Source organism: Stenotrophomonas terrae (assembly GCF_001431465.1).
Taxonomy (GTDB): Bacteria; Pseudomonadota; Gammaproteobacteria; order Xanthomonadales; family Xanthomonadaceae; genus Stenotrophomonas; species Stenotrophomonas terrae.
In genome coordinates this window covers 17,943-31,093 of record NZ_LDJJ01000015.1, presented here as the reverse complement: position 1 = coordinate 31,093, position 13,151 = coordinate 17,943, and the positions used below count along the sequence as shown (strand labels likewise).

The following is a 13,151-nucleotide window of genomic DNA, read 5'->3' as shown; positions in this document are numbered from 1 at the left end:
GCCGCCTTCATCCGTACGGCGAAGGCGGTGGATCGAAAATCCAAGGATAGAAAGGAAGCAATGCCATGAATCGTGTTTACCGTCTGGTCTATAACCGTACCCTGGGTGTGTGGCAGGTAGCGTCGGAACTGGTGAAGGCAGCGAAGGGCGGCTGCAACAGCGGCACCGGCCTGTCCACGGCGGCATTGCATCCGATGAGCTTTGGCCTGTGGTTGTTGATGGGCTGGGTAGGGCTGGTACAGCCGGTGACGGCACAGCAGGCACCCACCGCTCACGCCGGCCGCATCATTGCCGACCCCAGCGCGCCGGAGCGGCAGCGGCCGACGGTGGTGAACTCGGCCAATGGCACGCCGCAGGTCAATATCACCACGCCCAGTGCGGCCGGTGTGTCGCGCAATACCTATAGCCAGTTCGATGTGGGCAGCGACGGCGCCATCCTCAACAATTCGCGCGGCAACGTGCAGACCCAGCTTGGCGGCTGGGTGCAGGGCAATCCGTGGCTGGCCAAGGGCACCGCGCGGGTCATCCTCAATGAGGTCAACAGTGCCAACCCCAGCCAGTTGCGTGGCTATGTGGAAGTGGCCGGTGACCGCGCCCAGGTGGTGATCGCCAACCCTGCCGGTATTTCGGTCGATGGCGGCGGCTTCCTCAATGCCAGCCGCGTCACCCTGACCACCGGCACGGCCATCGTCAATGCGGGCGTTCTGGACGGTTATCGCGTCGATGGCGGCGCAGTACGGATCAGCGGCGCGGGCCTGGATGCGAGCGACAGCGACTACACCGACATCATCAGCCGCTCGCTGGAAGTGAACGCAGGCATCTGGGCACAGCAGTTGCAGGCAAGCCTGGGCAACAACGTGGTCAGCGCCGATCACAACCAGGTGAGCGCACAGGCCAGCAACGGCAGCGCCCCGGTATTCGCACTGGACGTGGGCGCACTGGGTGGCATGTACGCCAACAAGATCTGGCTGGTCGGCAACGAGCACGGCGTTGGCATGCGCAATGCCGGCAAGATCGGCGCGCAGGCTGGTGAGCTTGTGGTCACTGCCGAGGGCAGGCTGGAGAACAGTGGCTCACTGCAGTCACAACAGGATGCGAAGCTCTCCGCCACCGGCGGCGTTGCCAACAGTGGCACCGTGAGTGCTGCGCGCGAAGCCATCATCAATACCGCTGCGGACCTGGACAATAGTGGCGGCACCCTCAATGCGCGTCGCATCGAGGTCAATGCGGACGCTCTGCGCAATCAAGGCGGCGCCATCGAACAGGTTGGCGCACAGCAGCTCAATCTATCGGCGGGAACCCTCAGTAATCGCAATGATGGCCGCATCGGCGTGGTGGAGGCCGCTACCTCTGGTGGCGGTACCGGCGGCGGCACGGGTGGTGGTTCCGAAGGTGGCAATGGCGGCGGCACTGTGGGCGGTGGTGGCCCAGCTCCAGGCGAAGGCGGCGGTGGTACGGGCGGCACGGTCACTCCGCCTGCCACGGCGCTGGCGGCCGGCGCGCTCAACATCGGCAACACGTTGAACAATGATGGCGGCCGGATCGACGCGCTGGGCACTGTGGACATCCTCGCGCGCAAAGGCCTGGACAATAGTGGCGGCAAGCTGGGGGTGGCAACGCTGCAGCTAGAGGGCGGCGATCTGCGTAATGTCGCCGGCAAACTGGCGGCGCGCGATGCTGGCCTGCGTGCTGCCATCGTCGACAACAGCCAAGGGCAGTTGAACGTTGCCGGCAGTTTTAAACTCTCCGCCGACGCATTGATGAATCGCGACGGCAGCATCGCGCATGGCGGCGTTGATCCAAGCACATGGACGATTGCCGGTGCGTTGGACAATAGCGGCGGCACACTGGCCAGCAACGCCAGTACCTTGCGCTTGAACACAGCTTCGTTGGTCAACGAAAAGGGAACGATCAGTCACGCAGGCACCCAGGGCCTTTGGTTGACCACGGGCAATGTGGCGGGCCAGGGGGGCAGTATTGTCAGCAGTGGCGCGATCGCCCTCCATGCTGGTGTGGTTGATCACCGCAATGCCACGCTCAGCGCCACGCAGATTGCGCTGGACGCTGCTGCATTTGATAACCGGGCTGGCACGGTGGTCAGCACCGGCTCACAGGCCAATGTCCTGCGCGTCCAGACGACGTTGGACAATAGTGAAGGTACCTTGGCGAGCAATGGTGACTTGACCATCACTGCTGCCGAGCTGGGTAATGCCACCGGCACCGTGCAGCATGCAGGCGAGGGTACGTTGGCAATCAACGCTGCCCAGCTCAGTGGTCATGGCGGTAGCGTGATCAGCAACGGCAGTCTCAACATCACCGGGCAAACCACGGATCTGCGCGATGGCAACACTTCCGCGCAGCGCATCGCCATCAAGACCGGAGAGCTGATCACCGCCGGCGGCCAGTTGGCAGCTACCAGCACGGATGCCCTGCATCTGCAGGTGCAGAACCGCCTGGACAATACCGGCGGCACCATCGGCAGCAACGGCGCGGTTGCGTTGAACGCGGCCAGTTTCATCAACAACCAGGGCAAGCTGATAGCGGCCGGCAATGCCGCATCAAGCATCCGTATCGCGCAATCGCTGGAGAACCAGGGCGGGGCGGTATCCAGCAATGGCGCATTGCAGATCGACGCGGGCCGGCTGGGGAACGCGGGCGGTTCGGTGGTGGTGGCCGAAGGTGCCGAGCTGCGGGTGAAGGTGGATACGCTGTTGGACAACAGTGTTGGCGGGCGGCTGGCAGCCGGTGGTGATATGAGCTTGGAGGCTGCCCGCCTGGATAACCGCAGCGGCTCGATCGAGCACGCTGGTGAAGGCGAATTGCGGGTTGCTGTTGCCGAGCTATTGGGCGCTGATGGCAGCATTGTCGGCAATGGCAGCTTGACGTTGGAAGGTGATGCGGTCGATCTGCAGGGCGCCACCACGCAAGCGCGGAAGCTCAAGCTCAAGGCCAACACACTCACCACTGCCGCTGGCAGTCTGATATCCACCGGTAGTGACACATTGCAGCTGCAGGTGCGCGATGGCTTGAACAACGATGGCGGCGCTATTGCGGCCAACGGCGGCCTGCAGCTCAGCGCAGGGGCACTGTCCAATCGCGAGGGAAAGCTGAGTTCAGCGGGTACATCGGCAAGCAATATTGATGTGTCAGGCCAACTCGACAACACCTCTGGCAGCATTTCCAGCAATGCCGATATCCTGGGCCTGAGTGCAGGCAGCCTGGTGAACGCGAAGGGTGTCATCAGCCATGCAGGTGCCGAAGGTCTGCAGCTGAGCACCGGTACGCTGGACGGCCAGCAGGGAACCATGGCCACCGCCGGCGCCCTCACGCTTACCGCCGGTGTGGTGGACCATCGCGGCGCAACGCTGAACGCCAATCAGCTCACACTGAACGCAGCGGATTTCGACAACCGCGGTGGCACGGTGGTCATGACCGGCGACCAGGCCAATACGCTGGATGTGCAGGGCGCACTGGACAATGGCGATGGCGGCACACTTGCCAGCAATAGTGATTTGACGATTCGTGCTGCAAGTTTCGGCAATGCGGCAGGTACCGTGCAGCACGCCGGCACTGGTACGCTGGCGATTACCGCCGGTACGCTCACAGGCCAGGCCGGCAGCCTGCTCAGCAACGGCAGTCTGAGCATCAGCGGGCAGGTGACGGACCTGCGCGCTGGCACCACTTCGGCGCAGCGTATCAATGTGCAGACCGGTGATCTGACCACGGCGGGTGGGCAGTTGGTCTCTACCGGTACCAATGCGCTGCTGCTGCAGGTTCGCAACCGGCTGGACAACAGCGGCGGCAGCATTGGCAGCAATGGTGCGGTTGATCTGCGCGCGGCACAGTTCCTGAACAACCAAGGCACCTTGCAGGCTGCGGGCACGGCGGCGAGCACTATTGCCATTGCCGGCGCAATGGAGAACCGCGGCGGGATCGTGGTGACGGCAGGGGACGCCAATGTGCATGCGGCAAGTCTGGATAACCGTGGCGGCAGCCTGCATGTGGCAGGTACCTCCGCGCTCGAACTGACAGTTGATGGCCTGCTGGATAACCGCGAACAAGGAATGGTATCCAGCGGCGGCGATGCGGTGGTGGCAGCTGGCGGATTGAACAACAATCAAGGCACCGTAGCCGCAGGCCAAGCGCTGGCGCTCATCGTACAGACGGGGATCGACAACACTGGCGGCATTGTTCAGGCGGATACGGACTTGCAGCTGACCAGCAGTGGCCTCAGCAATGCGGGCGGTACGGTACTCGGCGGCAAGGCTGTTATCGACACCCGTGGCCAACTGCTCGACAACAACGGCGGCACGATAGCCAGCCTGGAAGACGCGCTCACCATCAACAGCGGCGTGCTGCAGAACAATGCCGGCCTGATTCAATCCGCCGGTCCGCTGGTTGTGGATACGGCAGGCAAGGCCTTGTTCAACCTCAACTCCGGCACGGCTGGCATCGTCAGCGCCGGCACTTTGGATATCCGTAGCGGCGCCTTGGACAACCGCAACGGCGTCGTGTTCGCGCAAACCAATGCGCAGCTGGATGCAAGCAGTATCGACAACAGCCAGGGCGGCTCCCTGGTAAGTGCCGCGGACCTGCTGCTGCGCACGCAATCGCTGGCAAACGCCGGCGGTGTGGCCAAGGCGGGCAACAATGCCACTCTCAATGTGCAGAAGGTGCTGGACAACCGGGCCGGCCTGGTTGCAGCCAACGGCACACTGGTCCTCAACGCCGGCTCCGTTGATAACCGCAATACCGCTGGGGCGGACCAGGCCCTGGGCCTGCAGGCGGGCACGATGCAGCTCACTGCGCAATCGCTGGACAACCGGCAGGGCCAGGTGATTGCTGATGGCAACGCAACGCTGAAACTCACGGCGGCCCTGAACAACGCTGGCGGCCAGGTATCTACCGGCAACCGCCTGGATATCAGTGCAGATACCGTGCTCAATACCGCAGGCACGTTGGTATCGGGCGGCAATCAAGCTTTGACCGCTCGCAATCTCAGTGGTGATGGCAAGGTATTGGCACAGGGCGACGCCACCCTTGTGCTGGGTGAGAGCTTCACCAATACCGGGGAACTGGTGGCAAATGGCGCGCTCAGCCTCACCACTGCCGGCGATGTGAACAACCATGGCAAGATCCAGGGCGGCGCCGTGGCGGTGCGCGCAGACAACATCAGCAATGCCGCCGAAGGTGAGATCAGCAGCCTTGGGCTGACCCAGCTGTCAGCCGATGGCAAGGTGGTCAATCGTGGCCTGATTGATGGTGGAACCACGCATATCGTGGTGGATACGCTGGAGAACACCGGCAGCGGCCGAATCTACGGCGACCATGTTGCCATCCAGGCCAAGGACCTGCTCAACCGTGCCGAGACCCTGGCGGGTGTGGCGACATCGGCAACCATCGCTGCGCGTGACCGGCTCGATCTTGGCGCCAATCATTTGATCAACAGCGATAAAAGCCTGATATACAGCGGCGGTGATGCTGCCATTGGCCAGGTGCTGGATGTCAATCGGCTGGCGACGGGTACCGCGCAACAGGTGGACAACATCAGTTCCATCATCGAGGTGGGCGGTAACCTGGATATCAACGCGCTGGCGGTCAACAACATCCGCCAGAACGTCATCGTGGAGCAGGTGACGACGGTTGACGCACCTGTGCGCCTGGATCAGCCAAGCTGGTTCAAGAACGGCAGTAACGGCAACTCCGATTACAAGACCACCAGCAACTACACTGCGTATGAGGTGTACTACCTGAACGCGGACGACATTCTGGAGGATACCCCTTACATAACGCCCGACGGCTATGTCATCCGGCGGGCGGTGGTACGCATGACCGCACAGACAAGCGCCTACCTGTTTGGTCGGGGAGGCTTGTACGGTGCCCGTGGCGGGCGCTCGCGGTTGGTCATGCAAGATGGCACGGTGACGATTTACTACATTGCACGGCGCGATGGGAAGGCCAATCCGGATCAGGTGACGACGGGCGCGGATGATCCGTTCCGCGAGCTCATTCCCTCTGAGCCCGGCGTGCCTACATTCCGTTACGAGGAGGACAATCTCAACTATTCCACTGACTACGGAACCTGCACGACCAATTGTGTGCAGTTGACCGCGATGTATCAGTACACCGATCCGGATCAGATGCTCCTCTTCATGCAGCGTGATCCAAACAATACCTCTGGAAACGAGCAGTACCGCATTGCCACCCACAGCATTGTTGAGGATGTGGTGAGTTCAGCCGGGGCCGATGCGATCATCAATGCGGGCGGCCATATGCGCATCGATACCGATGCGTTGCTGAATCAGTACGGCCGCATTGCAGCTGGTGGAAACCTCGACATTGAGGGTATCAATCGTGATACCGCCAGCGTGCAGAACATTGGCTTGTCGCTCTATCGCACGCATTCGTTCAACAACACCTCCTACACCTACCGGGGTGCTTCCAGTTCCTGGGCAAACTCCGATATCTCCGAGAAGGTCGGGCAGCTTGGCGGCGTACTTTCCGCGGGTGGCACGCTCAGTGTTGATGTTGGTGATCTGAGCAACCTCAACAACGGCCGCGACGCGCCAAATGTGCAGGATGGCGCAGGGCTGGCCAATTTGAACACCCAAGGGCCGGGCGCAGGCGCGGTGGGGCCGGGCGCTGGCCAGGGGCAAGGGCCTGGCGTAGTGAAAGGGCAGACCGCGGCGGACGCGAATGCAAACGGCCCGAATGCCGCACAAACCGGCACCGCCGGCACAGTCAATACACAGGGTACAAGCGGCCTGGGCGGGACCACTGCGGTGCGCGCCAACGGTGATGGTGCGGATACCATCGTGACTACCGTCATCGATGGCAAGGCACCCACCGGAAGCTTGTTCAAGGTGGACGCCAATCGCGGCCAGCACCTGGTGGAAACCGATCCGCGTTTTGCGGATTACCGCAACTGGCTGAGCTCTGACCACCTGCTCGCGCAGATGGGATTTGACCCTGCCACCACGCAGAAGCGTCTGGGTGACGGCTTCTACGAACAGAAGCTGGTGCGCGAGCAGATTGGCGAACTCACCGGTCGTCGTTTCCTCGATGGCTATGCCAGTGATGAAGATCAATACCGCGCCCTGCTGGAAGCCGGTGCTACCGTCGCCAGCGGTTGGGGCCTGCGCCCGGGCATCGCGCTGACCGCCGAGCAGATGGCGCAGTTGACCAGCGACATCGTCTGGCTGGTTGAGCAGACCATCACCCTCGCCGATGGCTCCACCACCACCGCGCTGGTGCCGCAGGTGTACCTGCGCGTGCAGCCAGGTGACCTGGCCGACAACGGTGCGTTGCTGGCCGGCGCCAATGTTGACCTGAAGCTGCGCGGTGACTTCGTCAATGAAGGCGACGTGGCTGGGCGCAAGCTGGTGTCCATCGATGCCGCCAACATCCGCAATCTTGCTGGCGCCAATATCAGCGGCCAGCAGGTAGGGCTGCAGGCCAAGCAGGACATCGACATCATCGGCAGCAAGGTGACCGCTACCGATGCACTCAGCGTCAAGGCGGGCGGCGACATCACTGTTACCAGCACCACACGCAGCTGGGAGAGCGGTGGCACCTACGCGCAAAGCAGTACCAGCATTGATCGCGTGGCCGGGCTGTACGTCACCAATCCCAGTGGCATCGGTGCACTCACCGTCAATGCCGGTGGCGATGTCACCTTGACCGGTGCCCAGGTAGTAAATGCCGGCACAAACGGCGTCACCGTGCTGGCAGCCGGTGGCAACCTCAACCTGGACACCATCGCGCAGAAGCAAAGCCTGGATTTCGCCGCCGATAGCCGAAACTACCTGCGCACCAGCCAAACCACGCATGTTGGCAGCACCGTAAGCGGCGCCGGCAACGTGGTATTGCAGGCCGGTAACGACGTCAACCTGACCGCCGCAAACGTCAGCGCCGGCAATGCGATGGCTGTACAAGCTGGGCGGGATATCAACAGCAGCGTTGCTGTGGATGTCAGCACTTTCGACACCGGCTATGCAGGCAAGAAGTCCTCGCGTGCGGTATCAGCCAGTGACGAAACCGTGCGGGGCACGCAGATCACTGCCGGCGGCAATATTGCGATGCAGGCAGGGCGCGATATCACCTTGCAGGCAGCGACAGTGGCGAGTGAAGAAGGCGGTGTTGGCCTGTCTGCCGGTCGTGACGTTAGTTTGACCGTCGCGCAGGAGCAGCATGATCTTACTGTTGACGAGCAGCGCAAGAAGAAGGGCTTCCTCAAGAGCAAGACCACCACTACGCATGATGAGTGGCATGACAGTTATGCGATTGGAACCACGATAACCGGCCAAGCTGTCAGTGTTGCAGCGGGCAACGATCTCACCCTGCAAGGCGCGCAGGTGATTGGTGACGGCAACGTCGGCCTGTTTGCAGGCAACAACGTGGTAATCGAATCGGCGCAGGATACCCATCAGGAAGCGCACGACTTCAAGCAGAAAAAGTCTGGTCTGACCGGTGGATTGTCCGGTGGCGTTGCCAGTGTGGGTTATGGAAAGTCGTCCAACACCACACAAAGCACGCTCGAGAGCACGACGCAGGTGGCATCGGCGGTGGGCTCCATCAATGGGAACCTGACGGTCAGCGCTGGAAACCAGTTGACGATCGCCGCCTCCGATCTCGCCGCAGGCCAGGACCTGACCTTGGCGGGCAAGGACATCAATCTCATTGCCCGTCAGGACACCGTTGATGCGCAGAACAGTGCGTCGAGCAAGTCCAGCGGGTTCTCGGTTGGCGTCACCTACGATCCCGGCAAGGCGTACCGCAGCGCCCGTGACTCCACCACGGACGGAATGGCGGACAGTGGCTCGACCATGGGCAAGATCACCCGCACTGCCGAAGGTGTAGCTTCCGGTTTGCGAGCGGCGACAACTCCGGTGGTTGTCACTGCAGGCAGTCAGCGTTCCAACAGCAACCAGAGCAATTCCACCAGTGACGCGCGGGTAAGCCAGCTAAGTGCTGGCGGCGATCTTACCTTGGTAGCCAAGGGCGGTTCCATCTACAGCCAAGGCGCGCAGATGGCCGCCGAAGGCGACGCCTTGCTGCTGGCAACCAAGGACATCGTGTTCGATGTTGCCCACAACACCGAGAGCTCCGAGAGCAGCAGCCGCGGCAAGGGTTGGGGCATGGCCAACAACACAAGTGGCCTGCCGTTCGGTACCAATAATTCGCGCAGTGAAGGCAGCGGCAGTAGCGACACCATCACCGGTACCCAGTTGTCGGTGGGCGGTGGCGTGCGCATGGCCACCAGTGGGGGCGACATCCGCTTGACTGCGGCCAACGTTGTTGCCGAGAAGAACGTCAATATCCACGCTGCGGGCGATCTGAGCATCCGCAGTGGCCAGGACACGGTGAGCAACGCCAACAGCTCTGACAGCAAAGCCATCGGTACGGTGCAGGTGTCGGATACGGAGAAGTTCTCTGGTTGGAATCGACAACAGCACACAGACGCAAGCGGGCAGGTCTCGCAGGTGGCTAGCAATGTCGGTAGCTTGGGCGGCAATGTGAATCTTAGTGCTGGCGGCACCTATAGCCAGATTGCCAGCAACGTGGTGGCCGACAAGGACATCAACATCACCGCTGCCAAAATTGAGCTGCTCACCGCCGATGAAGTTGGGCACTACTCGCAGAGCGACGATGACCTGAAGATCGGTGTATTCGCGCGGGTGAAGTCGCCGTTGATCGACTTGATCAACAATGTTGACGGCGCACGCCAGTCCGATGGCCGCCTCTCCCAGATGCAGGGCATGGCAGCGGCTGCCAGCGCCTATCAGTCGGCCAGTGCCATCGCCAACGCAGCTGGTGTTGCGGGCAGCGGCTCGCTACTAAGTGCAGAAGCGGGTGTGGGCTTCAAAAAATCCAGCAGCAGCGCCGAGGGCAGCAGCGTGGTGTCGCAGGGCTCCACCCTGCAGGCCGGTGGCAACCTCAACCTGACCAGCACCAGCGGCGACATACATGTGGTGCAGGGCAATCTGAGCGCAGGCAACACGATCAGCCTGGATTCGGCGCGCGACATTCTGCTTGAGGCCGGGCAGGCCCACCTGCAGGACAAGAGCAAGAGCAGCAACGCCGGTGCCGAGGTGGGAGTGGGGGTTACAGTGGGCGCACAAACCGGTTTTTATGTTTATGCCGAAGCCAGCGTGGGCAGCAGCAAGTCGAACTCGGACAGCACTACCTACCAGAACACCACGCTTAGCGGCCAGAACATATCGTTGAAGGCAGCCGGCGATACCACGCTGCGTGGCGCAACAGCCACGGCTGATCGCATCTACGTGCAGACCGGCGGCACGCTGAGCATCGAGTCGTTGCAGGACACGGCCGAGAGCATGTCGAAGAACAGTCAGGTGGGCGGGCGGGTGCAGGCATCGGTCGGTACCGCCTGGAGCGCCGACGGCTATGCAAGCGGTGGCAAATCCAACGGCAACTACCAGGGCGTTGGTCAGCAGTCGGGGCTGTTTGCAGGCGAGGGCGGATATCACGTTGAGGCCGGGCATGTGAACCTGGTTGGCGGTGCTATCTCCAGCACCAATGCTGGCAAGAGTGAACTGACAGCACAGACACTGACCTTTCGCGATCTGCAGAACGAGATGGATCACAAGACCAGCTCAGGCAGCATCAGCGGCGGTTACGCAGGCAGCATGGACGGCTGGAAGCCAGTGATGGAAGGGGCTACGCCAAGCTTCGGCGGCGGCGTGCCTATGAACGAAAAGGGTGGCGACAACAGCACCACATACGCCACTCTGACTGAAGGCAATATCGTCATCGGAGGCAAGCAGACCACTGCCGCCGAGCTCGGCGTCAATACCGATGCGGCTGCAGCGCACCGAGCGCTGGAAGCCTTGCCGAACGCCGACAAGCTGCTGGCCGACCAGCAGATCATGGCCGGGGCGATGGGTGCGGTGATGGCCGCGAGTAAGCAGGTGGCGAACGATATCGCTAATCAAGCGATGCGCAATCTGGAGAATGATTACGTTGCTGGGCTGGGCGATGAGGAGAAAGCGCGATTCGAGGGGCTGAGTACTGCTGAGAAGAATCGTGAGCTGTCGGAAAATCGAGGTGTCGAGTTCGATGCTGCACTGGATCAGCGCGGCAAGTGGGCGCCGGGAACCGATCGCTCGCGTGCGCTCGAGGCTGTAACGACGCTGCTGGTGGGTGGTTTGTCTGGGCAAGGTGGCGGGCAGATCGCAGCAAACGCGCTTGCGCCGTTTGCCGCCAATCTCATCGGCGAAAAGTTTGATGGGCACCATGGCAGCGATCCGAATGCTGCATTGCAAGTGTTGTCACATGCGCTACTCGGCGCATTGTTGGCAGAAGCGAATGGCGGCGCGGCGGTTAACGGTGCGTTGGCCGCAGGCGGTGGTGAGCTCGCGGCCAAGTACCTCGGAGACTACTTCACCAGCCAGAATGGTGGCCGACTGACGTTGGAGCAGGAGCAGCAGGTCAAGGCATTGGGCCAGGCTGTGGGGGCGGTGGCCGGAGGGGCGGGCGGAGCTGGCATCGTTGGTGCAGCGCTGGGAACGGGTATTGCGACGAACTCCATTGAGAACAACTTCCTGGGTAAGGATGATCTGGCAAGGCTAAGGAATCTTAGGAATAAGGCCAAGGGATCAAGTGCGATGAGCAGTCAGGAGTGGACGGAATTGATCCTGCTGGACACCGCTGATCAAATGAGTGCTGGGCTTTTGCGTCTGGTCCTGGCGGGCGAAGCGCTTACGGAAGTTCAGCAAGCAGATCTTTACACCTTCTATCAGCGGTACGTAGCTCAGAATGGTAGTTTCGATATCGACAACCTGCAGGGTATTACGCCCGATACCGTATACGGTTTTCCTTACGCTGGTTTGAGCGAAGATCGGAAGGCGTATAAGGAAGCGCACTTCACCATATGGGACGATATCGTCCCTCTATGGCGGGAAAGAACTGACAACGAGAAGATTTATGAAACTGGCCAGAGATGGTCAGGATTAGTGCCCAATCAACCGCAAGATTTGCTTCCTTCGACAATGCAGTGGAGGGAGTTTTTCGGGCTGCATGATGCATTGACTTCGAGTGTGCTTGCGAGCGCAGGCTATGCTACTGCGCACTTTGCAGGTGCTTCCGAGGAAAACAAGCGAGCGATCGCTCAGACCATCGCGAACATTGCGGCGATCGGTGGGACGGTACAGGCCGGTAAAACAGGTCTGCTGCCGGTTACCGGAAGTCTCGGGGTGCCCAACAAGCCTGGGGTGATGACGGAGTCTCCGCAGACCAACGCGCTTCTGACTCTGCCAAAGTTGGTTGGCGGAATAGATATGCCTATCCTGAAGATCGACGTTAGTAAGTCGATTCCGGGTAGCGCAGAATATGATCTGCTCAATCAACCAAGGCCAAATACACGCTATGAGCTTAGCGATGGTACAACTTTTTTGACCAATAACCGTGGTTTCGTCGACGAAATCAGTTTTACTCCAACATTGGAGGCAATGAAGCGAGATTCAAGGCAGACTGCCGTCGGGAAAGAAGGGGAAGTGACGGACGTGGGTGGGCACATTCGTGCGTGCTCTATGGGTGGCACATGTGACAGATATAATCTGTTTCCACAGAATTCAAACTTCAACAATTCTGCTTATAAGAAGTTTGAGAACACGATTAGGAGTGCGCTGGAGGAAGGGAGCAGCGTGGAGGCGGTGCGAGTTACATTTGCACGGAGTGACACGGGGTCTCCGCGTCCTGATTCGTTGATAATTGACTATTCTATTAATGGTGTGATAAAAACAAAGCGTTTTAGAAATGAGGGTGGTCAATGACAATTCAGCGGCAAATTGAATTGCTCAATAAGATTGTGGGTGTGATGCATGCCTCAGCAGGGGCCGGGTACTCTGGTATGGAGTGTGAGTTTGATCATGAGACCTACGAAGGAGGCTGGTCTGTTGGTTCCAACTACTGCTACATAATGGGGGCGAATCGCATTAGCGGGCGTCTGGATGATCCTGAGGATACGTTGTCTGACTTCGTGCACGAGTTGCACGAGTTGATGAAAGTACACACGGGCGGTGATTGGACATCGTTTCTTCTCACTGTGGATGCCGGCGGGAAGGCAGCTACGAAATTTTATTATTAATTTTGTAAATGCTAATTCGTTAAAGGCGGCATTAAGAATGGGG

Annotated in this window: 2 protein-coding genes; both read left to right on the top strand. The window is 60.5% G+C overall.

The features are described from left to right. Positions 1–65: 65 nt before the first annotated feature. Positions 66–12,794, top strand: a complete 12,729-nt coding sequence (locus ABB27_RS05425; RefSeq protein ID WP_057627219.1) for a hemagglutinin repeat-containing protein — start codon at positions 66–68, stop codon at positions 12,792–12,794. Then, positions 12,791–13,108 carry a hypothetical protein gene (locus ABB27_RS05420; protein ID WP_057627218.1) on the top strand — a complete coding sequence of 106 codons (318 nt, stop codon included), beginning with the start codon at positions 12,791–12,793 and terminating at the stop codon, positions 13,106–13,108. The genes ABB27_RS05425 and ABB27_RS05420 overlap by 4 nt, the downstream gene beginning before the upstream one ends. Positions 13,109–13,151: the final 43 nt, after the last annotated feature.

Coding starts and splice junctions, on each gene's coding strand:
- ABB27_RS05425 (WP_057627219.1), top strand. CDS start 66: ATGAATCGTGTTTACCGTCTGGTCTATAACCGTACCCTGGGTGTGTGG.
- ABB27_RS05420 (WP_057627218.1), top strand. CDS start 12,791: ATGACAATTCAGCGGCAAATTGAATTGCTCAATAAGATTGTGGGTGTG.